This is a genomic window from Maribacter sedimenticola (genome assembly GCF_900188415.1).
Lineage (GTDB): Bacteria > Bacteroidota > Bacteroidia > Flavobacteriales > Flavobacteriaceae > Maribacter > Maribacter sedimenticola.
Map to the genome: position 1 here is coordinate 1 of NZ_FZNV01000002.1, position 23,508 is coordinate 23,508.

Annotated in this window: 23 protein-coding genes; 19 read left to right on the plus strand and 4 right to left on the minus strand. The window is 37.1% G+C overall.

The window, feature by feature from the left end; genetic code table 11:
- The 3 genes from CHB68_RS05030 to cmk form a co-directional block, all read left to right on the plus strand.
- Positions 1-674 (plus strand): T9SS type A sorting domain-containing protein (locus tag CHB68_RS05030; RefSeq protein ID WP_143815173.1); only part of this gene is annotated, 674 nt, incomplete at its 5' end.
- A gap of 202 nt (positions 675-876) precedes the next feature.
- The gene (gene lon / locus CHB68_RS05035) at positions 877-3,327 is read left to right on the plus strand and encodes an endopeptidase La (RefSeq protein ID WP_089259795.1); all 2,451 of its coding nucleotides are present in this window, start codon (positions 877-879) and stop codon (positions 3,325-3,327) included.
- 27 nt (positions 3,328-3,354) lie between these two features.
- Positions 3,355-4,044, plus strand: a complete 690-nt coding sequence (gene cmk, locus CHB68_RS05040) for a (d)CMP kinase (RefSeq protein ID WP_089259796.1) — start codon at positions 3,355-3,357, stop codon at positions 4,042-4,044.
- Between the two features lie 60 nt (positions 4,045-4,104).
- Here the strand turns inward: cmk and CHB68_RS05045 are convergent, their stop codons facing one another.
- Positions 4,105-4,485, minus strand: coding sequence for a LysM peptidoglycan-binding domain-containing protein (locus tag CHB68_RS05045; protein WP_089259797.1), 381 nt, complete (start codon positions 4,483-4,485; stop codon positions 4,105-4,107).
- 264 nt (positions 4,486-4,749) lie between these two features.
- Between CHB68_RS05045 and rpsA the strand changes: the two genes are divergently transcribed.
- Positions 4,750-6,588, plus strand: coding sequence for a 30S ribosomal protein S1 (gene rpsA, locus CHB68_RS05050; RefSeq protein ID WP_089259798.1), 1,839 nt, complete (start codon positions 4,750-4,752; stop codon positions 6,586-6,588).
- Positions 6,589-6,739: 151 nt separating this feature from the next.
- On the opposite strand, the gene CHB68_RS05055 is transcribed toward rpsA, so the two are convergent.
- Both CHB68_RS05055 and CHB68_RS05060 read right to left on the minus strand, forming a co-directional pair.
- Positions 6,740-7,996 (minus strand): OmpP1/FadL family transporter, encoded by a 1,257-nt coding sequence (locus CHB68_RS05055; protein WP_245838827.1) that lies wholly within the window; start codon positions 7,994-7,996, stop codon positions 6,740-6,742.
- Entirely contained in the window at positions 7,980-9,332 is a 1,353-nt protein-coding gene (locus tag CHB68_RS05060) for a DUF4270 family protein (RefSeq protein ID WP_089259800.1), read from the minus strand. Before CHB68_RS05060 ends, CHB68_RS05055 begins: the two co-directional genes overlap by 17 nt.
- A gap of 237 nt (positions 9,333-9,569) precedes the next feature.
- Between CHB68_RS05060 and CHB68_RS05065 the strand changes: the two genes are divergently transcribed.
- From CHB68_RS05065 to ppk1, 11 genes are all read left to right on the plus strand, one after another.
- Positions 9,570-10,562 (plus strand): Kelch repeat-containing protein, encoded by a 993-nt coding sequence (locus CHB68_RS05065; protein ID WP_089260559.1) that lies wholly within the window; start codon positions 9,570-9,572, stop codon positions 10,560-10,562.
- Positions 10,563-10,637: 75 nt separating this feature from the next.
- Complete coding sequence (locus CHB68_RS05070; protein ID WP_089259801.1) at positions 10,638-10,967, plus strand: DUF4907 domain-containing protein; 330 nt, start codon at positions 10,638-10,640, stop codon at positions 10,965-10,967.
- Between the two features lie 25 nt (positions 10,968-10,992).
- Entirely contained in the window at positions 10,993-12,018 is a 1,026-nt protein-coding gene (locus CHB68_RS05075; RefSeq protein WP_245838829.1) for a sensor histidine kinase, read from the plus strand.
- Entirely contained in the window at positions 12,015-12,743 is a 729-nt protein-coding gene (locus CHB68_RS05080) for a LytR/AlgR family response regulator transcription factor (protein ID WP_089259803.1), read from the plus strand. Before CHB68_RS05075 ends, CHB68_RS05080 begins: the two co-directional genes overlap by 4 nt.
- A gap of 116 nt (positions 12,744-12,859) precedes the next feature.
- Positions 12,860-13,399 (plus strand): bifunctional pyr operon transcriptional regulator/uracil phosphoribosyltransferase PyrR, encoded by a 540-nt coding sequence (gene pyrR, locus CHB68_RS05085; RefSeq protein ID WP_089259804.1) that lies wholly within the window; start codon positions 12,860-12,862, stop codon positions 13,397-13,399.
- 4 nt (positions 13,400-13,403) lie between these two features.
- Positions 13,404-14,330, plus strand: a complete 927-nt coding sequence (locus tag CHB68_RS05090; protein WP_089259805.1) for an aspartate carbamoyltransferase catalytic subunit — start codon at positions 13,404-13,406, stop codon at positions 14,328-14,330.
- A gap of 1 nt (position 14,331) precedes the next feature.
- A complete protein-coding gene (locus CHB68_RS05095) occupies positions 14,332-14,664 on the plus strand; it encodes a ribonuclease Z (RefSeq protein ID WP_089259806.1) in 333 nt (110 codons plus the stop codon).
- Between the two features lie 95 nt (positions 14,665-14,759).
- Positions 14,760-15,665 carry a ribonuclease Z gene (locus CHB68_RS05100; RefSeq protein ID WP_089259807.1) on the plus strand — a complete coding sequence of 302 codons (906 nt, stop codon included), beginning with the start codon at positions 14,760-14,762 and terminating at the stop codon, positions 15,663-15,665.
- Between the two features lie 77 nt (positions 15,666-15,742).
- Positions 15,743-16,390 (plus strand): pyridoxamine 5'-phosphate oxidase, encoded by a 648-nt coding sequence (gene pdxH / locus CHB68_RS05105; protein WP_089259808.1) that lies wholly within the window; start codon positions 15,743-15,745, stop codon positions 16,388-16,390.
- Between the two features lie 16 nt (positions 16,391-16,406).
- Positions 16,407-16,898 (plus strand): SixA phosphatase family protein, encoded by a 492-nt coding sequence (locus tag CHB68_RS05110; protein WP_089259809.1) that lies wholly within the window; start codon positions 16,407-16,409, stop codon positions 16,896-16,898.
- Positions 16,892-18,967, plus strand: a complete 2,076-nt coding sequence (ppk1, locus tag CHB68_RS05115; RefSeq protein WP_089259810.1) for a polyphosphate kinase 1 — start codon at positions 16,892-16,894, stop codon at positions 18,965-18,967. The genes CHB68_RS05110 and ppk1 overlap by 7 nt, the downstream gene beginning before the upstream one ends.
- A 2-nt stretch (positions 18,968-18,969) precedes the next feature.
- On the opposite strand, the gene miaE is transcribed toward ppk1, so the two are convergent.
- On the minus strand, positions 18,970-19,551 hold the full coding sequence (gene miaE, locus CHB68_RS05120; protein ID WP_089259811.1) for a tRNA-(ms[2]io[6]A)-hydroxylase: 582 nt from the start codon (positions 19,549-19,551) through the stop codon (positions 18,970-18,972).
- Between the two features lie 120 nt (positions 19,552-19,671).
- Between miaE and CHB68_RS05125 the strand changes: the two genes are divergently transcribed.
- From CHB68_RS05125 to CHB68_RS05140, 4 genes are read left to right on the plus strand one after another with little or no spacing between them, the layout of a single operon-like run.
- Positions 19,672-20,520 (plus strand): EboA domain-containing protein, encoded by an 849-nt coding sequence (locus CHB68_RS05125; RefSeq protein WP_089259812.1) that lies wholly within the window; start codon positions 19,672-19,674, stop codon positions 20,518-20,520.
- Positions 20,521-20,526: 6 nt separating this feature from the next.
- A complete protein-coding gene (locus tag CHB68_RS05130) occupies positions 20,527-21,438 on the plus strand; it encodes a TatD family hydrolase (RefSeq protein ID WP_089259813.1) in 912 nt (303 codons plus the stop codon).
- Positions 21,438-22,337: a UbiA-like protein EboC gene (gene eboC / locus CHB68_RS05135; protein WP_089259814.1), complete on the plus strand. Its 900-nt coding sequence runs from the start codon at positions 21,438-21,440 to the stop codon at positions 22,335-22,337. The genes CHB68_RS05130 and eboC overlap by 1 nt, the downstream gene beginning before the upstream one ends.
- Positions 22,338-22,344: 7 nt before the next feature.
- Positions 22,345-23,505 (plus strand): 3-dehydroquinate synthase, encoded by a 1,161-nt coding sequence (locus tag CHB68_RS05140; RefSeq protein ID WP_089259815.1) that lies wholly within the window; start codon positions 22,345-22,347, stop codon positions 23,503-23,505.
- Positions 23,506-23,508: the final 3 nt, after the last annotated feature.

A 23,508-nucleotide genomic window follows, 5' to 3' on the forward strand; every position in this document is an offset into this window, starting at 1 on the left:
CAACGCTTCGGCTAACGGGCAATGCTTGGAAAAAAGTCCAGGTAGACCGTATCATAACAGCTGGAACGGTGTTGGAATTCGATGTGCGTATATCTGGTCTTGGGGAGATACAGGGCATAGGTTTCGATAACGATAATTCTCTTACGGCGCCTTACGGGGAAAATTTTGTTCAGGTTGCGGGAACCCAGACCGATTTCGGTCTACAGGCGTACCGCACATATAGCGGGAATGACTGGGTTTCCTACAGTATACCGGTCGGAGAATATTTTACGGGTAGTTTTACCTATATGTTATTTGCCGGGGACAAGGATTCGAACGGGTCATCCCAAGAAAGTTATTACAGGAATATTGTCATAAGAGATAGTAGTATGACTAGTAAAGCACTTTTAAATAATATAACTAACGACAGTTTAGATAATGTTAAGGACTTAATTGTATTTCCAAACCCCACTGATGGCGAGTTAAATCTTGATTTATCTTCTCTTATAAATCGCAAATTAAAGTTAAATGTGTTTAATTCAATTGGACAATTAGTGTATGAAAAAGAGATAGAATCTAATCATGAAAATGTTGAATCTATTAATATGAAAAATTTCGTTATTGGTATCTATTATATAAATATTGTGAATGAGGGCAATCGTTTGGAAAGTACGGTTGTGTTAATAAAGGAATAATTTTATTAAGAAGTGATATGTTAAAGTCCTTTTCCTACGGGAAAGGGATTTTTTATTATGGCACAGGAATTGAAATAGTGTTGATGTAAAAAAAGCGTTAGGCACTGTATTTGCGCTCTTAGGGGCGATAATATAGTTGTAATGTATAATTTCTTAAAATAAAATTCTGTTTTTATAATGACAGAATGACCGATATATGAGTATGAAAGATTCTAAATTTTCAAATTTTGACAATATGTCCTTACAGGGAATCGATCAGGATTCTGAGTTAATACCATTATTGACCCCTGAAGATGAAGAACAGATGAACAGTGAGACCCTGCCAGAGACCTTGCCTATATTACCACTTAGGAATACGGTACTTTTTCCTGGGGTGGTCATTCCTATTACTGCGGGCAGGGACAAGAGTATTCGTCTGATCAAGGATGCCAATAATGGGTCAAAGGTCATTGGTGTAGTATCCCAGAAAGATGAGGAAACGGAAAATCCGGAAGTAAAGGATATTAACACATTGGGGACCGTGGCCAGAATTTTGAGGGTGCTACAGATGCCTGATGGAAATACTACGGTTATCATTCAAGGAAAAAAACGCTTTGAAATTGCCGAGGTCTTGACCAAGAAACCTTACATCACGGCTACCGTAAGGGAAACAAGTGAAATAAGGCCGGAGAAGAACGACAAGGAATTTTTTGCCATTATAGAATCCATAAAGGAATTGGCACTAAAGATTATTAGGGATAATCCTAATATTCCTAGCGAAGCTTCTTTTGCAATTAAAAATATTCAAAGCGATTCGTTTCTCATCAACTTTGTTTCTTCTAATCTTAATTTGGATGTTAAGGCCAAGCAGGAACTATTGGAGATAGGTAGTTTACAGGAGCGGGCATTGGCTACGTTGAAATATATGAATGTTGAACTGCAAAAGTTAGAACTTAAGAACGACATTCAATCCAAAGTTAGAAATGATTTGGATCAGCAGCAACGAGAATATTTCCTCCACCAACAAATGAAGACCATTCAAGAAGAATTGGGTGGTGTTTCCTATGATGAGGAATTGGAGGAAATGAAGGAAAAGGCCAAGAAGAAAAAATGGGGTAAAAAGGTTAAGGAGCATTTTGCAAAGGAATTGTCCAAAATGCAACGTATGAACCCTCAGGTGGCGGAATATTCCATCCAAAGAAATTATTTGGATTTATTACTTGAGTTGCCATGGAAAGAATATAGCAAGGATAAATTTGACCTCAAACGTGCACAGCGTATATTGGACCGTGATCACTATGGTCTGGAGGATGTAAAGCGCAGGATAGTTGAGTATTTGGCAGTCCTTAAATTAAGGAATGATATGAAGTCGCCAATTCTGTGCTTATATGGACCTCCAGGTGTAGGTAAGACATCTTTGGGTAAATCCATAGCGGAAGCTTTAGGTAGGGAATATGTTAGAATGTCTCTTGGTGGATTGCGTGATGAAGCAGAAATACGAGGTCACCGTAAAACATATATAGGCGCAATGCCCGGTAGAATAATCCAAAGTTTAAAAAAGGCCGGTACGTCCAATCCTGTCTTTATTTTGGACGAGATAGATAAGTTGTCAAATAGTAACCAAGGTGATCCGTCCTCTGCAATGTTAGAGGTTTTGGATCCTGAACAAAATAGTGATTTCCATGATAATTTCTTGGAGTTGGGCTATGACCTTTCTAAAGTCATGTTCGTGGCCACGGCCAATAATTTGAGCAATATTCAACCGGCGTTAAGGGACCGTATGGAGATTATCCATGTTAGTGGGTATACCATAGAGGAAAAGGTAGAGATTGCCAAAAAACATTTATTGCCCAAACAACTTACGGAACACGGCCTAAATCCAAGTCATTTAAAGATTGGAAAACCCCAATTGGAAAAAATCGTTGAAGGATATACGCGAGAGTCGGGTGTACGTTCATTGGAGAAGCAAATAGCGAAAATGGTACGTTACGCGGCAAAATCCATTGCCACAGAAGAGGAATATGATGTTAAGGTAAGCAATGATGTGATCATTGAGGTTTTGGGTGCCCCTAAAATGGAAAGGGATAAATATGAGAATAATGAGGTAGCGGGTGTAGTTACCGGACTTGCATGGACCAGTGTAGGTGGAGATATTCTGTTCATAGAATCCATACTTTCCAAGGGTAAAGGAGCGCTGAGCATAACGGGTAACCTTGGTAAGGTAATGAAGGAATCTGCTACAATTGCAATGGAGTATATCAAGTCCAATGCAGAACGTTTTGGTATAGATTCGGAAATTTTTGAAAAATATAATGTTCATATTCATGTACCGGAAGGTGCAACACCAAAAGATGGTCCAAGTGCAGGTATCACCATGTTGACGTCTTTGGTGTCCTTGTTTACTCAAAAGCGTATAAAAAAGAGTTTGGCGATGACGGGAGAAATCACGTTAAGGGGAAAGGTACTTCCGGTTGGGGGTATCAAGGAAAAGATCCTTGCAGCCAAAAGAGCACGTATTAAGGAGATTATATTATGTGCGGATAATGAACGTGATATTAAGGAAATTAAGGAATCTTATTTAAAAGGGCTAACTTTTCACTATGTTAAGGAAATGTCTGAAGTGATCGATATTGCCTTAACGGACCAAAATGTAAAAAATGCAAAGGACCTATAAACGTCCTTTTATTCCTATTTTTAGAATATGAAAAAAATTACCATAGCAATAGATGGTTTTTCCTCTACAGGTAAAAGTACTTTGGCCAAACAGTTGGCAAAAAAGCTCCAATACATTTATGTGGATACTGGTGCAATGTACCGTGCCGTAACCCTGTTTGCAATGCAAAACGGATTTATAGAGGATGGTAAAATTGATAGGCATGCTTTGGTAAATGCGTTAGATCGGATAGAATTAAATTTCGTGTTCAACGAGGATCTTGGATTTGCGGAAATGTACTTGAACAATTTAAATGTAGAAAAGGAGATTAGGACAATGCCCGTTTCCAAGAACGTTAGTCAGGTTTCAGAACTGGCAGAGGTACGTTCAAAACTGGTTGCTTTGCAAAAGGCAATGGGTGTTGATAAAGGTATTGTTATGGATGGAAGGGATATAGGCTCCGTAGTTTTTCCAGATGCCGAACTTAAGATTTTTATGACTGCATCACCAGAAAAAAGAGCGGTAAGAAGGTATAAGGAATTGCTGGATAGGGGAGAGGACGTTCAATATGAGGATATCTTGGAGAATGTTCAGAAGCGAGATTATATAGATTCCAATAGGGAAATTTCACCACTGGTAAAAGCCAAGGACGCCATAGATTTTGACAATAGCGACGTAGGTTTGGAAGATCAGTTCCAAAGAATTTATGAGCATGCGCTAAGGATCATCAATAAATAGACATAAAAAAAGAGGTTAGCAGCGCTAACCTCTTTTTATTTATAATAATTGCTTTGCAACTTATTTGTTAGGAATAACCAATACTTGATCAGGATGAATTACATCAGGATTTTTCAAAATACCGGTATTGGCCTCAAAAATGGACTTATACTTCATAGCATCACCATAATAATGTTTTGCTATTTTGCTCAATGATTCGCCACTTTTGACAACATGTCTGTGATATACAGAATCATCTTCTACAGTAATATTTGCTTTTATATCAGATGGGCTCTCTCCGCCAATGGCTTTGATTTTGTCCCAAATCAAATCTTTTTCATAAGGAGTTTTTGCTTGTCCCTTTACTTTAAGAATATCGCCTTCAACGGTAACGTTTCCATCTTTTATTCCCAATTGCTCACCTAGGTCTAGAACACCTTGGTATTTTGCTTTAACACTCATAATAATCTTTTATTTAATGGTTAATATAATGCTTGTAAGATAGGCATATTAATATTATTTTTCTTAAAAACGGCCGTATAAAATTTAATTGCCTTGATACTTAATAAAGTAGGTTGCCTATTTGAAATAAAATGATTAGTTTTGCACACCTTTTTTGCAAGTATATCAAGAGAAAAAGGATAGTTAAAAAAATAAACGTAACAACTTTCATAGTCGTTGCCTAAGTCTTGATAAGGTTATGGAATACAAATTATTGATCAGCAAATGGCTGAAGAAAAAACAAACGCAGAGGTAGCTGAAACTACCGAAGCAACACAACAAACGGCTGTAGAGACTCCACAGCAAGATCCTCAAGAATTTTTAGAAAACTTTAATTGGGAGAAATACGAACAAGGAATTGAGCGTGTTGATGATTCTAAATTGCAGGAATTTGAAAAATTGGTAGCCGAAAATTTCGTTGACACTGCAGATGCTGAAGTTGTTGAAGGAAAAGTGGTGTATATTACTGATAGGGAAGCTATCATTGATATCAATGCAAAATCTGAAGGTGTAATTTCGTTAAACGAATTTCGTTACAACCCAGGTTTAAAAGTAGGTGACAAGGTAGAGGTATTGATCGATATTCGTGAGGATAAGAGTGGTCAATTGGTACTATCTCACAGAAAGGCGAGAACTATTATGGCTTGGGACCGTGTAAATGCGGCTCATGACAAAGAAGAAATCGTTAGTGGTTTTGTGAAGTGCAGAACTAAAGGTGGTATGATCGTTGACGTATTTGGTATTGAAGCTTTCTTACCAGGTTCTCAAATTGATGTTGAGCCAATTCGTGACTACGACCAGTATGTTAACAAGACAATGGAATTCAAGGTTGTAAAGATCAACCACGAATTTAAGAACGTTGTTGTTTCTCATAAAGCTCTTATTGAAGCTGATATTGAAGAACAGAAGAAAGAAATCATTAGCCAACTTGAAAAAGGACAGGTATTGGAAGGTGTTGTTAAAAACATTACTTCTTATGGTGTCTTTATTGATCTTGGTGGTGTTGATGGTTTAGTTCACATTACTGACCTTTCTTGGAGCAGAATCAACCACCCGAACGAGGTTGTTGAATTAGATCAGAAATTAAATGTTGTAATTCTTGATTTTGATGAAAACAAATCTAGAATTCAATTAGGTCTTAAGCAATTGGAGAAGCATCCTTGGGAAGCTTTATCCGATGAAATTAAGATTGGTGATAAAGTAAAAGGTAAAGTAGTTGTTATCGCTGATTACGGCGCATTCATCGAAGTTGTTGAAGGTGTTGAAGGTCTTATCCACGTTTCTGAAATGTCTTGGTCTACGCACTTGCGTTCTGCACAGGATTTCGTAAATGTTGGTGATGAGGTAGAAGCGGTCGTATTAACATTGGATCGTGAAGATCGTAAAATGTCTCTTGGTATCAAGCAATTGACTCCAGACCCTTGGACTGATATTACTACTAAATACCCTGTAGGTTCTAAACATAAAGGTATTGTAAGAAACTTTACAAACTTTGGTGTTTTTGTTGAGCTAGAAGAAGGTATAGACGGTTTAATTTACATCTCCGATCTTTCTTGGACTAAGAAAATCAAGCATCCATCTGAGTTTACTAACGTAGGTGATACTTTAGAAGTTGAAGTATTGGAACTTGATGTTGAAGGTCGTAAGTTGAGCTTAGGTCATAAGCAGACTACTGAAAACCCATGGGATAAATATGAAACTGAATTCGCATTGGGTACAGTTCATACAGCAACCATTTCTGATGTAGTCGATAAGGGTGCAACAATTGAATTTAACGAGGATATTACTGCATTTATTCCACAACGTCACTTGGAAAAAGAAGATGGTAAAAAACTAGGTAAAGGCGATGAAGCTGAATTCAAGATTATTGAGTTCAACAAAGACTTCAAACGTGTAGTAGCTAGTCATACTGCTATTTTCCGTGAAGAAGAGCAACGTAACGTAAAAGCGGCTGTCAAAAGACAAGCAGCTAGTGCAGATGAAGCTAAGCCAACTTTAGGTGATGCTAACGATGCGTTACAAGCGTTGAAAGACAAAATGGAAGCTGATTCTAAGAAGAAGTAATTTCATTGATATAGATCCTTTAAAAGGATTATAAGTAAAAGCCCGGATTTGTTGTCCGGGCTTTTTTAGTTATCACCTTACCGGTTCCTATTAGGGTTCCTATAAAATGAATTACTAGTGGAGATTCTTAAGGATTACGTTTTTGTGAGTTTTAGTTGACTTTTCTTTTAACGAACCATAGGTCTTCTAAGCTTAAGTTTAAACTTAATAGATGGTAATTTTCCTTGACCAATACGTTTTGTAAAATGCCTTTTGAACCATAGCTATAAGATAGGTTGATCATGGAATGTGTACCTCTACTTGTAGGTATGCCTATACCTGCGGTAATGTTATAACCTTCAACTTTTTTATTCGCAATATTTAAATATCCGTTATCGTAATTATAGCCTAATCGATATCTAATTCTTTGGCTATACTTATAACCTTTGGGGTTCTTAACATATTCCAGGCCAAGGGCAAAGATATCTTGATCAGTATATGTGCCAATATTTTCCGACTGGTTGGTGTTGCTCCAGAAGTTTTTCTTGTAATCTGCATTAAGTGTAATTTGATCAATGGGCTTTAAGCTAAGTCCTACACCAAGTTCCAAGGGTAAATTAAAGTCGGCCACGTTATCGGTTTTCTCGTCTTCTACACTAATTTCCGTACCATATAGATTCTTTGTTACCGACCGCTTTAATTGTCCGTTTAAACTGGTAGGTAGTTGCGCGGTAGCACCTATGGTTATTTGGTCCATTATATCCCACTGCATTCCAAATCCAATCCTAGCACCATTATAATTGGTTTTTTCAGTAGATTCAAATGTGGTAGAATTATAGATAAAGGCTTCATTTTCTTCAATGTTGCCAAATAAGAAAGAAGTACTTAACCCTATCCTAAAGCGGTCCGTTAGGGCGTAACCAATATTTAGGCGTAAATCGCTTAATCCCCCAACGCCGGTAATATTACTTTCAAAGGTTTGTGTGGAACCTTCTATATTGGTGCTTACGCCCAAAATTGAATAGCCAACATCGCTATAGGGTATTAGGGAAATACCTGCGCCAAGATTTTCCGCAATTCTAAACCCAAAAGCTAAATTGGAGAAGTTTATGATAGTTTTGTTTTCGGAAGTACTTTTATTGCTGTAGTTGTTAAATTCTCCTGTAATCCCAATATCATATAGAAAAGAATTTTGGGGAATGAGCGCATAGGTAGAAGGGTTTAAGTTATTTAACTCATACATTGATTTAGTACCTATACCGCTATATCCCAGGCCATTGAACTTGCCAATGCTGGTTTGGTTGATTACTCCTAGACCGTAGAGGGAATATGGGGAGCTTGTAAGTGCTTCGGATTGAGCCCTTCCATGGTATAACGTAATTAAAAAAATAATCAAAATTAGGCACTGCTGCTTATTCTTCCTCATCATATATTGCATAGGTTAGTTCTAATATGGTTTCGTTGGTTCCATTACCGTTTGCATTTAGCACAAAGCGATCAACGGTAGAATTATAATTTATGGGAAGTAAGATCAGGGCGTCATCCTTATCCCTACTTTTTAATTGTAGTTCCTCTAGATAAAAAGCTAAGGGTAATTGGTAATATATATCGTTAAACTCTTGATTTTCCTTGTTTAGGATGGCATAAACAGCGCTACCGGAAATGCTTAATTGTTCCGTTAGTACATTATTGTGGTCAACGACATAAACGGCAAGGGAATCGCTCAGTATTAATTCGTCACTATAGGATAGGGGCGCAGGTTTAATCTTGAGTACACCGTCAAGAATAGTTCCGTTACCGGGAATATCAAATAATGTGGACATATTTGGAAACTGCAGACGCATGGCTATACCAATACCGGATTGTATGTAGCTTTGATTATTAGAGGCCGCACTAGCCAAGTTTATTTCACTGTTGATCAATGTTTGTAGTGGAGGAATTGGGGCATCAGCGGTAATCTGGTTAAAAAAAGGTATAGGCGTACTTGTAGTATTTAATCGTATATCCAAATATCCTTGAACCGACTCTTCAGAAGTAGGAATGCTATAATATAACCTAACGAAGGTGCGGTCGGCGCTTTTTGAAAATCCAATTATCGATCCGTTGTCACTACCCCTTGGAACCATGGCAATACCTTTATATCTATCTATATATTCATCGGTATTTACAATATTCTTTTCTTGAAGTTGATTGAATATATCCGTACCGTAATGGTCCATAAGTTTAATTCGTATGGAATCACCGGAAATAGGTCTTGGGTAATATTCTATTGAACCTAGGTTGTCTTCGTCATGGGTAATTGTACTTGTGTTGTAAAAATTATCCCCATCTGCAGGTTTCAATTGTTCGCTGATCCGTTTAATTTCAATTGTATTTTTTTGTAGTGTATCGTTGTAATAATAATTGTCATATCCGGCAATAAAAACAATACTATCAAACTGGGCTTCCGTGTCAATACTGTAAGTTGAGGGTAGAAATTGCATAAAGCCTGACGCGTTTACCGTACCAAAAATCGAATCATGGTACCTGCCCACTAAAATTCTAGTAGACTCAGAAGTTATAATACTGTCAAATTTCATGGTGGAGGTCTCAACGCTCAAAGTATCTATATGATAAAGTTGAATGTTACTATTGGTGAATGTTTCGCCTGCTACAAAATCAGAGTCATTATAATTTTCCTGTGAACAGGACATTACCATAATGTAAAGGGCTAGAAAGGTTATAATCCCAAATATCTTGGGTTTTGGGTGTTTTACAATGTGCATTGAACTTATGTTTTTCTCAAAACTAGAAACCAACTATGGTTCGTAAAACCGCAATAGACCAACTGGGAAAGTTATAAGATGAACATAGTGAATAGTACTACTAAAGGCAAGTAAGTATTGGTAGATTAAATTGCGGGTTTGGTATGTTAAAAACCATAATTTATCTATTGCATTTTTAGGGAGGATGACTGCTCTACTAGATTTGGAGCAAACAAAATGGCAATTAAAATAAAAACGATGAATAGAAGCAATACGTATTTTTTAAGGATAACAAGTATGGCGGCCGTAGCCTTACTATTTATAAGTTGTAATAGTGATGACGATGATGAAGATCTAGGTAACTGGATCGAGAAATCCGTTTTTGACGGAAGTGCGCGTAGCAGTGTTTCTGGGTTTACGATCAATGACATAGGATATATGGGGGTAGGTTATGACGGTGATGATTATTTGGCCTCTTTTTGGGCTTATGACATGGAAGGGGATTATTGGTCTCAAAAAGCCGATTTTCCCGGCGTTGCCAGAAATGCGGCCGTTGGTTTTGAGATTGATGGCAAGGGGTACATAGGTACCGGTTATGATGGTGTGGACGAACTAAGTGATTTTTATTCCTATGACCCTACGACAAATACGTGGACAGTTATTGCACCGTTACCTGCCGCAAGAAGAAATGCTGTAGCGTTCGGCGTAAATGGTTATGGTTATGTAGGTACCGGATATGATGGTGAGAATGATAAAAAGGATTTTTATAAGTACGATCCCGTTGCTGATAATTGGGTAGAGTTGGTAGGTTATGGCGGTAATAAACGTCGTTCTGCCACTAGTTTTACCATAAATGGGCTGGTATACTTGGGTACGGGCGTTTCCAATGGGGTTTATTTGGACGATTTTTGGGTGTTTGACCCGGCAACGGAAAATTGGACCAAAAAATTGGATTTGGACGAAGAGGATGACTATGCCATTGCGCGTAGCAATGCAGTAGGTTTTACCCTTAATGGTTATGGGTATATTGCCTGTGGAGAATTGAACGGTGCCACAAATACCGTTTGGGAATATGACCCGGTAACTGATGAATGGGAGCAAAAAACTTCATTTGAAGGTGCTACCAGGCAAGATGCAATTGCGTTTTCCAATGGAAACCGAGCTTTTATTGGAATGGGCAGAACAGGTAGTCTTTATTTGGACAATCTAGATGAGTTTTTTCCTTTGGATGAGTACGAGGAAGAAGATTAAAGGGTATTTAAGGATTTGAGTTGTTAATTTTTTGGGTCAATCGATAAGGGTTGGCCCATTTTTAAACATTTATTTATGAGTTCTAAGGCAAAATTTAACATAGGTATCCTCTTATTTTTGATGATTGCATTTTTTGGAATATATCAATACCGGCAAATTGTAGATAAACACGCCATGTATGGAGAGGTGGTAGAGTTGAATGGGGGGTTTGGCTATAAAATTATGAGGGGCAAAAGAGTATTGATAGTTCAAGAGTACATACCGGGTATAGCAGGAAAACAGCCTTTTGCCACCAAGGAACAGGCAATAGCAGTGGCACATCTTGTAGTATCCAAATTAAATACAGGAAAGAGCCCTATAGTTTTACCTTCTGAGCTCGAGAAGTTTAAAATATTGATTCATTGAGCCTATTGTGCAAATGGTAAAATTGTTGATTAAAAATCGGGTTCAGATTCTGGTGCATATTAGCATTTGGATGTTGCTCTACGGGTTTGCATTCTATCCGGTGTTGAACAATGCCCAAAGAATACCATCAGACCTATTGCCAAAGTTGGTGGCAATTATTGCCTTGTTCTATATCAATTATTTTTATTTGGTTCCGGCACTTTTACTTAAGAAGAATGTTCTTTTTTATATCATGGTATCACTAGTGTTATTGCTGTGTTCCGTTATGGTATTGCACCATATGTATGAACCAATTATTCCGGACAATGCATTTTTTGGTCCAGGGCCAAGAAGAAATTTTGGATATACACCAATTTATAGATCCTTTATAAGTTTTGGAATACCTTATGTCATAAGTGCAATTTTGCGTTTATATGTGGAGTGGAAACGTAATGAGAATTTAAGATTGTCCGTAGAAAAGGAAAGCATAAAATCTGAACTGCAATTATTGAAAGCACAGTTAAATCCTCATTTTTTGTTCAATACACTGAATACAATATATGCTTTATCGGTTAAAAAATCGCCAGATACTTCCCAAGCAATTGTGGATCTTTCTGAATTAATGCGGTATATGTTGTATGAGGCAGATAAGGATTTGGTGCCGCTCAACAAAGAGCTGGACTATATCAAAAGCTATATTCAATTACAGCGTTTACGGTTGTCTGATAGTGAAAATGTTTCATTAAAGATTACCGGTGAAGATAGGGGAAGGGCCGTGCCTCCATTGTTGTTCATATCGTTTATTGAAAACGCCTTTAAATACGGAACGGATTATAAAGGAAAGACCTATGTTAAAATCACCTTGACCATAACCGATGAATCTATATACCTTAATGTAAAGAACAAAATAGGAATATTTAGGGAGCCTTCTAAAAATTCTGGGATAGGGCTTGAAAATATTAGAAATCAGCTGGAATTAATTTATCCGGCACTACATGAATTAAAGGTAGATAATGACGGTAATAATTACGAGGTATCATTAACCATTTATCAATTAAAACAGGGCTTATGAAATGTATTATAATAGATGATGAGCCATTGGCCATAGAGATTTTGTCAGGTTACTGTGAAAAGTTGGATTTTCTTGAATTGATAAACACCTATACCAACCCTTTAGACGCTATTACAGATATAAAGGACAAGAAAATAGATTTAATTTTTTGTGATATAGAAATGCCTCAGATTAACGGCATTGATTTTATGGGAACTTTGGACAACAGGCCTTTGTTCATCTTTACAACGGCCTACTCACAATATGCAGTAGATGGGTTTGAGTTGAATGCGGTAGATTACCTAGTAAAACCTATTCCATATCATCGCTTTATAAAATCGGTGTCAAGGGTACAGGATTTAATTTCCAAAAAGGAGAATCCCGCATTCGTGGCCAATGTTTTCCCATCTATAGGGGATACAATGGCAGAAAAGAAATTCATATTCGTAAAGGCGGAATATGAAAGTATTAAGATAGACTTGGACCAAATAGAATATATACAAGGTCTAAAGGATTATCTAAAAATCCATATATGTAATACGAACAAGACCATACTTACCTTAATGAGCTTTAAGGAGATTATGGGTAAATTACCTCCAAATCAATTCTTAAGGGTGCATAAATCGTTCATTGTAAATGTCAATTTTATCAAGACCGTACAAAGAAATAGAATTGTAATCAATGATGTAAGAATACCAATTGGGGAAAGTCATAAAGAAGCTTTCTTTTCTATTTTGGGATTATGATTTTTAAGCCTTAAAAATACGGTGTTGAAATTTTAGATTTTACTTCCCAATTTTAAGTATTAAAGTTTAGCTAGAATTATCTATTTTTGTTGAGCTAAACGCACGGCTGGTTTATTATGGGTCAAAAAGTCTTACTCTCTTCCAAAGAAATCAACATTATCCTTCATCGTTTGGCTTGCCAGTTGTTAGAAAATCATCTAACATTTGAAAATACGGTACTTATTGGTATACAGCCGCGTGGTAAGTTCGTGGCACAACGGTTGACCAGAATTTTAAAAGATGAATATAAAGTAAAGCACATAGATTTGGGCTTTCTGGATATTACGTTTTATAGGGATGATTTTAGACGAGGGGACAAAACTTTAGAAGCTACTAAAACCAATATAGATTTTTTGGTTGAGGATAAAAATGTAGTCCTTATTGATGACGTACTGTATACAGGTAGAAGTATTAATGCGGCATTGACGGCATTGCAGTCATTTGGAAGACCAAAGGATGTGGAATTGTTATGTTTAATAGACCGTAGGTTTAGTAGACATTTACCTATTCAGCCCAATTATAGGGGCAGACAAGTAGATGCTATTAATGACGAAAAGGTAAAGGTAATGTGGAAGGAGAATGACGGTGAGGATATCATATATTTAGTAAATAGATAACGAAATGAGCGAACTGAGTGTAAAACACTTATTGGGAATCAAATATCTTAATGAATCTGATATTCAGCTTATTTTTGAAACTGCCGATCATTTTAAGGAGGTAATCAATAGATCTATTAAAAAGGTTCCTTCTCTACGTGATATTACCATTGCCAATATCTTTTTTGAAAATAGTACCCGTACTAAATTGTCTTTTGAATTGGCAGAAAAAAGGCTATCTGCAGATGTGCTTAATTTTTCAGCTAGCCAATCATCCGTAAAAAAAGGTGAAACACTTATAGATACCGTAAACAACATTTTGTCCATGAAAGTGGATATGGTTGTAATGCGGCATCCTAACCCTGGTGCGGGCATATTTCTTTCCAAGCACGTAAAGGCGTCAATAGTCAATGCTGGTGACGGTGCACATGAACATCCTACACAGGCCTTATTGGATTCCTATTCCATTAGGGAAAAATTAGGGGACGTAGCCGGTAAAAATGTAGTCATAGTGGGTGATATTCTGCATTCTAGGGTGGCATTGTCAAATATATTCGCCTTAAAATTGCAAGGGGCAAACGTTAAGGTTTGCGGACCAAAGACCTTATTGCCAAAATATATTGAATCGCTTGGTGTGGGTGTGGAAACCAATTTAAGAAAAGCTTTGGATTGGTGCGATGTTGCCAATATGTTACGAATACAAAATGAACGTTTGGACATCAGTTACTTCCCCACTACTAGGGAGTACACCCAACAATTTGGTGTAAATAAAAAGTTATTGGACAGTTTGGACAAAGAAATCGTCATCATGCACCCGGGTCCAATTAACAGGGGCGTGGAAATTACAAGCGATGTTGCGGACTCTAAACAATCCATCATTTTAAATCAGGTAGAAAACGGGGTGGCCATACGTATGGCCGTAATTTATTTATTGGCATCTAAAATAAAGTAATATGGTTTTTAATAATGAGGAATCACTGATAATCATATCCCAGGAAAACATTTCCATAGACATCTTTTTACAAAATTTAGAGAAGGAATATTCCAAGCTAAAGAACGATAATTTAGTGGTGGACCTTTTGGGTTTTTCAAAGTTAACCCCGTACAACGTCTTGTCTTTTTTGGAAATTTCCAAGAAGCATAAGAAAAACGGTAAATCGTTTGTGTTGGTTTCCGGCAAGGTTTCCTATGATGATGTACCCGAAGAAATCAATTTGGTACCTACCCTACAAGAAGCACGTGATATTGTGGAAATGGAGGAGATAGAGAGGGATTTGGGTATCTAAGTCCAAATTTCAGTTGTTTTAAGTCTGTTTGTATAAGGTCTTTAATGAAGCTGCAACAATTTTGTTGGTAGTGCAAATTTTTATTGTAATTGTCTATGCGTCTTACCATTTTGGGTTGTTATGCTGCAACTCCTCGAACATTAACAAATCCTACGGCACAAGTTTTGGAAATCAATGGGCATATTTTGTTGTTGGATTGTGGCGAGGGTACGCAAGTACAATTACGTAAGCATAAGGTCAAGTTTTCTAGAATCAATCATATTTTTATTTCCCATTTACACGGAGATCATTTTTTTGGCCTGCCAGGTTTTATTTCTACAATGAGGCTTTTGGGTAGAGAAAAAGAATTACATATCTATGGACCAAAAGGTATTAAGGAAGCAATTACCTTACTAATGAAATTGGGAGATTCTTGGACCAACTACCCGCTAATATTTCATGAACTTACCGGTATTGGGCCTGAGCTTATTTTTGAGGATGCCAAAATTTCGGTAACGACCATACCATTGTCCCATAGAATATATACCAACGGATTTTTGATTAAGGAGAAATTGGCCAAACGTAAATTGAATATAGAGGCGGTAGAAGCGTATGGTATAGATATAGCCTATTATCGTAATATTCAAAACGGTAAGGATGTAATATTGGATGACGGAACCTTAATATCCAATAACGTGTTGACCTATGACCCTGCGCCTCCAAAATCGTTTGCATTCTGTAGTGATACGGTTTATACTAAAGAAACCGCCAAATATGTTGAGGGTGTGGATGTCCTGTACCATGAATCTACTTTTTTGGAATCAGAGGCGCAATTGGCCACTAAAACTAAACATGCGACCGCCATGCAGGCTGCAAAGATTGCAAAGCAGGCCAATGTTAAGGATTTGATATTGGGGCATTATTCTACTCGTTATAAAAGTATAGAATTGTTTAAGCAAGAAGCAGAGACCATATTTGCGAACGTGCACTTGGCAGATGACGGGCGCGTATTCAATTTTTAAATTTTATGCGCATTTTATACCGCTAATATTCCTTTTCTTTTTAGAACTTTGTTTATCTTGTTTTTAAGAAGAAAATAATGCAGAAAGACTTAAGCGGATATAGAAAAACATATGAAAAAAGTGCCCTATTGGAAGATTATATTTCCGATAATCCAATGCAATTGTTTCAAACTTGGTTTTATGAGGTTGAAGAATCTAACGGAATAGATGAACCAAATGCCATGACCGTATCTACGGTTGGTTTGGACGGTTTTCCAAAAAGTAGGGTAGTGCTTCTCAAAAAATATACACATGAAGGGTTTGTTTTTTATACTAATTACAATAGTGAAAAGGGGAAGGCCATACAAGAAAATTCCAAGGTGTGTATTTCCTTTTTTTGGCCAAATTTAGAACGCCAGGTTATCATTAAGGGAAATGCTGAAAAATTGGCCAAAAACTTATCTGATGGCTATTTTGAATCTAGACCGGATGGTAGTAAGTTGGGGGCTTTGGTTTCGGATCAAAGTTCGGTGATAACTTCAAGAGAAGTATTGGAAAGTAAATTACAGGAACTGGAAAAGGAATATGCCGGTAAGGAAATTTCTAGGCCAGAGCATTGGGGTGGTTATTTGGTAAGACCGGTATCCATTGAATTTTGGCAAGGTAGGCCCAATAGGTTGCACGATCGTATTAGATATTCGCTTATCAATGGTGTAGATTGGAAAATGGAACGGTTGGCACCATAAAACGGAAGTAGCGATCATGAAAAATTTATTATTAATGCGTCATGGGAAGTCATCATGGGAACTGAACGTTGGCGATCAGGACAGGCCACTTGGCCAAAGGGGAATAACAGATGCACATCTGGTAGGTAAAGAATTGGCAAAACATAATTATAGCATAGATCATGTTTACTCTAGCCCCGCCAATAGGGCCTTACATACGTGCATGATATGTATTGGTGAAATGGGCCATTCCCTAAAGGATTTTAGCATAGTTAATGATCTTTATGATTTTTCCGGAGAAAGGGTTATCAATGTAATCAGGCATTTGGATAACGCTTTGGAGACGGTTTTAATTTTTGGCCATAACCACGCATTTACTTACTTGGCAAATCTATTTGGGGACAAACATCTTGAAAATGTGCCCACTAGTGGATTTGTACATATACAATTTAAAGAAAGTTCTTGGGCGGCAATTACCCAAGGCGTTACAATACAAACTATTTTTCCAAAGCAATTAAAGGCATGGTAAGAAACAATAACCAATATGTAAATAGAGAGATTAGCTGGCTGTGGTTTAACGAAAGGGTTTTACAGGAAAGTGCCGATAAAAATGTACCGTTGATTGAACGACTCCGATTTTTAGGAATCTTCTCCAATAATTTGGATGAATTTTTTAAGGTAAGGTATGCTACCGTTAAACGTATAGTAGAGGCGGGCAGAAATGGTAAAAGTGTTTTGGGGGGAGAGAAGGCTAAAGATCTTTTGGAAGAAATCACCAAAATTGTAATTGATCAGCAGACCAAAAGTTTGGAGATTCTTAAACAGATAGAGCATGAACTAGAGGCAAAAAATATATTTATTTTAAAGGAAACTGAGTTGAACGAACGCCAAAAGGAATTCGTTAAGGCCTATTTCTTAAAGGAAGTAAGTCCGCAGCTCATGACCATTATTTTAAATGATCTTACCCAGTTTCCTACATTAAAGGATACTGCGGCATATTTGGCCGTAAAAATGGTGATAAAAGGTGATCAGCGAAAAAAGGAAAAGCGCTATGCTTTAATAGAAATACCAAAAGGTATAGACCGTTTTGTGGCTCTTCCGGAAGAAAACGGCAAAAGCTATATCATTATTCTGGATGATATGATCAGATATTGTTTGGATAATATCTTTACCATGTTTGAGTATGATTCCATCACCGCACATATGATCAAAATAACCAGGGATGCCGAGTTGGATATGGACAATGACCTGAGTAAAAGTTTTATCGAAAAAATATCTTCCAGTGTAGAGCATAGGAAAATAGGTGATCCTGTTCGTTTTGTATATGATAAAAGTATAGAAAAGGATACGTTGACATTCTTAAAGGAGAAAATGAATATTGAGGATACCGACAGTGTAATACCCGGTGGTAGATATCATAACCGAAGGGATTATATGGGCTTTCCTAGTTTAGGCAGAAAGGATCTGTTGTATGATAAGATTACTCCGTTGCCGGTAAAAGGCTTAAGTGTAGAAGGTAGTATTTTGGAAAGTATTGCTAAAAAGGATTACCTACAGTATACTCCCTACCATACGTTTACCTATATATTGAAATTTTTGCGTGAAGCTGCCTTGGACCCTAAGGTTAGATCCATAAAAATAACGGTGTATAGATTGGCAAGCAATTCACAAGTTGCAGCCTCTTTGATCAATGCCGTTAAAAATGGAAAGCAGGTAACCGTACAGATAGAGTTACAGGCCAGATTTGATGAACAAGCAAATATAGAATATGCAGAACAGCTTCAAGCAGAAGGTGTTAAGCTTATTTTTGGTGTGCCAGGTTTAAAGGTTCATAGTAAAATTTGTCTTATAGAGCGTGAGGAAGGTGATATCATTAAAAGGTACGGTTTTATAAGCACCGGAAACTTTAATGAGTCCACAGCCAGAATCTACACGGATTATACCTTGTTTACCGCCCATGATCCCATATTAAAGGAATTGAACAAAGTGTTCGACTTTTTTGAAACTACCTATAAAATCAATAAGTACAAGCATTTAATAGTTTCGCCCCACTATACAAAAAATGCGTTTATGAAACTTATAGATGTGGAAATTGCCAATGCTATCTTGGGCAAAGAGGCCTATATAAAGATAAAAATGAACAGTTTTACTTCTTATAAAATGGTCGACAAACTTTATGAAGCAAGTAGGGCAGGGGTAAAGATCCAGTTGATCATAAGAGGTATATGTTGCTTAGTACCAGGAATTAAGGGTATGAGCGAAAACATAGAAGCCATTAGTGTAGTCGATAAATTTTTGGAGCATACCAGACTATTTGCATTTGCCAATGGAGGAAATCCAAAAGTTTACATCTCTTCTGCAGATTGGATGACAAGAAACCTGGATTATAGGGTTGAGGTTGGTTGTCCTATATATGATGAGGATATTAAAAAAGAGTTGATGGATACCTTTGAAATCTGTTGGAAAGATAATATGAAGGCACGTATTTTTTCTGAAAAGCAGGATAATGCCTATCGTAAGACCAAACCGCCTAAAGTTAGGTCACAGTTTGCTACTTATGAATATTATGCAAAAAACCTGAAAAAAGATAAAGGATAATATTATCCGTGGATAGATTCTTTGGTGCCTAGGTCTTTCATGATTTGGGCCTCATATTCCAAAAGATTGTTCCATTTGGTATTGACCTCTTCCAATTGGCCGTATTTACGGGCAAATTTTAGGAACATGGTATAATGACCGGCTTCGCTAACCATTAATTTATAGTAAAAGTCGGCTAGTTTTTTATCCTCCAGTTCTTCAGAAAGTAACCTAAAACGTTCACAGCTGCGTGCTTCGATAAGGGCGGCGTATAATAGTCTATGCACCAATTGTGTGGTCCTGCTTCCTCCTTTGGGAAAAAATTTTAGCAATTCAATGACATATTCATCCTTACGGTCCCTGCCCAAGGTTTTGCCTCGTTGCAAGATAAGGTCGTGTACCATTTTAAAATGACCCATTTCTTCCCTGGATAACGCTATCATTTCCTCAACAAGTTCTGTATATTCAGGAAAACTGACGATTAGTGATATAGCCGTACTGGCAGCTTTCTGTTCACAATAGGCGTGATCGGTAAGGATTTCGTCAATATTTTTTTCTACAATATTCACCCATCTTGGGTCCGTGGGTAATTTTAAGCCTAACATACCTTCATTTTATTCAAAATTAGAAAGATTTTATCGACTTCACCAATTATATTCAAATAGCTTTAACAACTTACTAGTTAATAATAATTATTTTTGAGGTAAAGAGAATTCAGTAAGAAAATGCATGATCAAAAAGAGATCCAGGATATTTTGTTGAAATATGGGGAGCCGGAAAGTATTACGTGGCTAAACGATAAAATCTTAAAGATATTAGCTGACAGATCTTCTAAAGATTTGTTTATGGCTTATAGCATTTCAAACGTAAAATTTGATGGTTCTGAACCTGTAAATTTTGAAGGGGAAAAAAATGATACTGTCAATTATTTTAGGACACATTACGCAAGTTTATTGCAGATTGCCCGTATATATTTGCTCTCTGCGGTCCTAGAGCAGGACCTGGATTTTTATACCCCCAAGGTGGCCACTATTATAGAAGTGGCGGATACTGGTGAATTAGAGACCTTTTTAAAATACCTGGTATTATTGCCTAATCCAGAGGCCTATAAAAATACTGCAGTAGAGGCTTTACGTACTAATATTGCAACTGTGTTTGATGCCATTGCATTGAATAATCCATATCCTGCGACCTATTTTGATGAGCAACAGTGGAATCAAATGTATTTAAAGGCTGCCTTTATGGAGCGTGACCTGGGAAAAATAGAATCGATCGATCAACGCGCAAATGAGGATTTGGCAAGAATTATATCGGATTATGCCCATGAACGCTGGGCAGCTAAACGAAAAGTTGACCCGTTATTTTGGAGACCGGTTGCCACATTTTTAAATGAAACTTTATTAAATGATATACAACGCCTCTTTGAAAGTGATGATGTTTGGGAAAATAGGGCAGCGGTTTTATGTTGCATACATTCTGGGAATCATAAGGCTTTGGAATTATTGAACAATTATCCAGAGGCCAAAGAAGAAGTGGAAACAAATAATATTAGTTGGAATACCCTAAAACAATAAAATAGGATGAAAGATAAAATGATGTTTATTGACCCTCATGTTCATATGACGTCAAGAACTACAGATGATTATGAGGCAATGGCCAAAGCAGGTATTGTAGCGCTTATTGAACCTTCGTTTTGGTTAGGCCAACCACGGACTAAAGTAGGGTCTTTTCAAGATTACTACAGTAGTTTAGTGGGATGGGAGCCATTTAGGGCCAGCCAATTTGGAATACAACATTACTGTACAATAGGATTGAATTCTAAGGAGGCCAATAATGAGGCCTTAGCGGAACAGGTAATTGAACTTTTGCCATTATATGTTCATAAGGAGAATGTTGTTGCTATTGGGGAAATTGGATATGACGACCAAACTGCCGCTGAAGACAAATACTTTAGAATACAATTAGAATTGGCAAAGGAATTGGATATGGTGGTGCAAGTACATACTCCGCATAGGGATAAAAAAGCGGGCACGATCAGAAGTATGGAGGTGTGTTTAGAGCATGGTTTAGACCCTAAAAGGGTTATAATAGACCATAATAATGAGGAAACGGTAGAAGAAGTATTGAACAGAGGATTTATTGCTGCATTTACCATTTATCCAAATACCAAAATGGGAAATGAGAGAATGGTTGAAGTGGTAAAGAAATATGGTAGTACAGATATTATAGTTGATAGTTCTGCGGATTGGGGCGTTAGTGATCCGCTTGCAGTACCAAAAACCGCATCCTTAATGTTAAAAAACGGTATTGCAGAGGAACATGTTAAAAAAACTTGTTATCAAAATGCTTTAGACGCCTTTGGTAAAAATGGAAAAATGAAGGAATCTGATTGGATGAATGCCAAAGGAATCGATCAAACTGAATTATATAACAATAATAGCGTTTTAAGGGGGCAAAATCCTAAAATTGAAAAAACCGATAAAATTCACTAATGAGGAGGGCTTTAAAGGGCTATTTAGAGCTAATGAGGCCTGCAAACCTACCAACTGCGGCAGCTGATATATTTGCGGGTATTGCTATTATTTTATACCTACGGAATATTGAAGTTCTTTCATTTTTAAGCGAGAATGGGGGTGATGTATTTTTATTGGTATTTTCATCAATTGCATTATATGCGGGCGGAGTTGTATTTAACGATGTTTTTGATGCTGAATTAGATGCTCTGGAAAGACCTGAAAGAGCCATACCAAGCGGACGCGTACCTAAACAAAATGCCATTTATTTTGGTGCCATTTTAATGTTGATAGGAATTGCCTTGGCATTTAAATGTACCGTATTATCAGGAATTATATCTGTGGTCTTAACGACGGCTATTTTAACGTATGATGGTTATTTTAAGCAGTTTGGTTTTGCTGGTCCATTAAATATGGGTATTTGCCGCGGTTTAAACCTATTAATGGGATTGTCTATTTTAGGAAGTCTTACGCATTGGTATATTTCCTTGGTCCCGGTCGTATATATTTTTGCCATTACCTTAATCAGTAGAGGTGAGGTTCATGGTGATAATAAAAAGCATATAGTTTGGGCAGGTATTTTGTATACAATAGTCATCCTATCCATAGCGTTAATAACAGTAGTGAAAACGGATAATATGTTGGTGTTGGTACCGTTTTTATTGGCTTTTGCATTTTTTACCATTAAACCACTGATTAAAGCCTACAAGGACAATTCGCCAAAAAACATTAAAAAGGCGGTAATAGCAGGGGTTTTGTCGTTAATTATAATGAATGCTTGTTGGGTTGCCGGTTTTGCCAATTGGCAGCTAGCGTTAGCCGTTTTGTTACTTTTACCTTTATCCATATTATTATCTAAATTGTTTGCAGTAACCTAAAATTTATATGCAGTTACCATCTATAAAACAGTCTTTTAAAGTGGAGTATGAATATCAACTCTATTTCACAACAGGACTTTTCAATATTCAAAATTCATTGTTCACAACGTTAATAGCGGATTACAAGACTTTTGAGCCGGTTAAATTATTGTTTATTGTGGATGATGGTGTTCAAAACCATCACCCAGACCTAGTTTCCCAAATAAGTGCATATTGCAAGGCCAATGAAGCGGTAATGAAGTTTACGGGTAGTATTGTGGTTCCTGGGGGGGAACAGGTCAAGAATGGTAACGATTCCATAGATTCCGTTTTAAAGGGAATAAATACCCATAAGATCTGTCGTCATTCTTTTGTAATTGCTATTGGTGGGGGAGCCGTTATAGACATGGTCGGTTATGCTGCGGCAATTGCCCATAGGGGAGTAAAATTAATACGTATACCTACAACGGTGCTTTCCCAGAACGATTCTGCCGTAGGAGTAAAGAATAGTGTAAATGCATTCAAGAAAAAAAATTTTTTAGGGACTTTTGCACCTCCATATGCAATTATCAATGATAGTGGTTTTTTACGAACCCTGGAACAACGAGATTGGATTTCTGGAATTGCCGAGGCAATCAAAGTAGCATTGATAAAGGATAACAATTTTTTTAAATACATTGCGGAAAACGCAATTGCCTTAAAAAACAGGGAAATGGAACCCATGCAATATGTAATTTACAAATGTGCGGAAATGCACATGCACCATATTGCGCAAGGGGGCGACCCATTTGAGTCGGGCTCTTCAAGACCTTTGGATTTTGGACACTGGGCTGCACATAAGATGGAGTTCATGACCAACTATGAACTACGCCATGGAGAGGCAGTTGCAAAGGGAATTGCTTTAGATGTTACCTATGCACATTTGATCGGTTTAATATCAGATGCCGACCTACAACATGTTTTGGATGTAATGATACATATAGGTTTTGACCTTTCGCTTCCCGTTAAGTCATCAGGTGAAATTGATACGCTGCTCAATGGTTTAGAGGAATTTCGGGAACATTTGGGGGGTGAACTGACCATAACACTAATTGCAGGGTTGGGAGTAAAGCATGATGTACATACTATAGATTTACCACTTATGAAGCAAGCCGTTGAAAGACTAAACCATCAATTTGCATTAAACTAAGGA

Bases quoted from the DNA above. Each gene is read 5' to 3' on its own strand.
- rpsA (WP_089259798.1), top strand. From the start codon at position 4,750: ATGGCTGAAGAAAAAACAAACGCAGAGGTAGCTGAAACTACCGAAGCA.
- miaE (WP_089259811.1), bottom strand. From the start codon at position 19,551: ATGTTAGGCTTAAAATTACCCACGGACCCAAGATGGGTGAATATTGTA.
- CHB68_RS05125 (WP_089259812.1), top strand. From the start codon at position 19,672: ATGCATGATCAAAAAGAGATCCAGGATATTTTGTTGAAATATGGGGAG.
- CHB68_RS05130 (WP_089259813.1), top strand. From the start codon at position 20,527: ATGAAAGATAAAATGATGTTTATTGACCCTCATGTTCATATGACGTCA.
- cmk (WP_089259796.1), top strand. From the start codon at position 3,355: ATGAAAAAAATTACCATAGCAATAGATGGTTTTTCCTCTACAGGTAAA.
- CHB68_RS05080 (WP_089259803.1), top strand. From the start codon at position 12,015: ATGAAATGTATTATAATAGATGATGAGCCATTGGCCATAGAGATTTTG.
- CHB68_RS05110 (WP_089259809.1), top strand. From the start codon at position 16,407: ATGAAAAATTTATTATTAATGCGTCATGGGAAGTCATCATGGGAACTG.
- lon (WP_089259795.1), top strand. From the start codon at position 877: ATGAAAGATTCTAAATTTTCAAATTTTGACAATATGTCCTTACAGGGA.
- CHB68_RS05100 (WP_089259807.1), top strand. From the start codon at position 14,760: ATGCGTCTTACCATTTTGGGTTGTTATGCTGCAACTCCTCGAACATTA.
- eboC (WP_089259814.1), top strand. From the start codon at position 21,438: ATGAGGAGGGCTTTAAAGGGCTATTTAGAGCTAATGAGGCCTGCAAAC.
- CHB68_RS05090 (WP_089259805.1), top strand. From the start codon at position 13,404: ATGAGCGAACTGAGTGTAAAACACTTATTGGGAATCAAATATCTTAAT.
- pyrR (WP_089259804.1), top strand. From the start codon at position 12,860: ATGGGTCAAAAAGTCTTACTCTCTTCCAAAGAAATCAACATTATCCTT.
- pdxH (WP_089259808.1), top strand. From the start codon at position 15,743: ATGCAGAAAGACTTAAGCGGATATAGAAAAACATATGAAAAAAGTGCC.
- CHB68_RS05060 (WP_089259800.1), bottom strand. From the start codon at position 9,332: ATGCACATTGTAAAACACCCAAAACCCAAGATATTTGGGATTATAACC.
- CHB68_RS05070 (WP_089259801.1), top strand. From the start codon at position 10,638: ATGAGTTCTAAGGCAAAATTTAACATAGGTATCCTCTTATTTTTGATG.
- ppk1 (WP_089259810.1), top strand. From the start codon at position 16,892: ATGGTAAGAAACAATAACCAATATGTAAATAGAGAGATTAGCTGGCTG.
- CHB68_RS05140 (WP_089259815.1), top strand. From the start codon at position 22,345: ATGCAGTTACCATCTATAAAACAGTCTTTTAAAGTGGAGTATGAATAT.
- CHB68_RS05065 (WP_089260559.1), top strand. From the start codon at position 9,570: ATGAATAGAAGCAATACGTATTTTTTAAGGATAACAAGTATGGCGGCC.
- CHB68_RS05055 (WP_245838827.1), bottom strand. From the start codon at position 7,996: ATGATGAGGAAGAATAAGCAGCAGTGCCTAATTTTGATTATTTTTTTA.
- CHB68_RS05095 (WP_089259806.1), top strand. From the start codon at position 14,332: ATGGTTTTTAATAATGAGGAATCACTGATAATCATATCCCAGGAAAAC.
- CHB68_RS05045 (WP_089259797.1), bottom strand. From the start codon at position 4,485: ATGAGTGTTAAAGCAAAATACCAAGGTGTTCTAGACCTAGGTGAGCAA.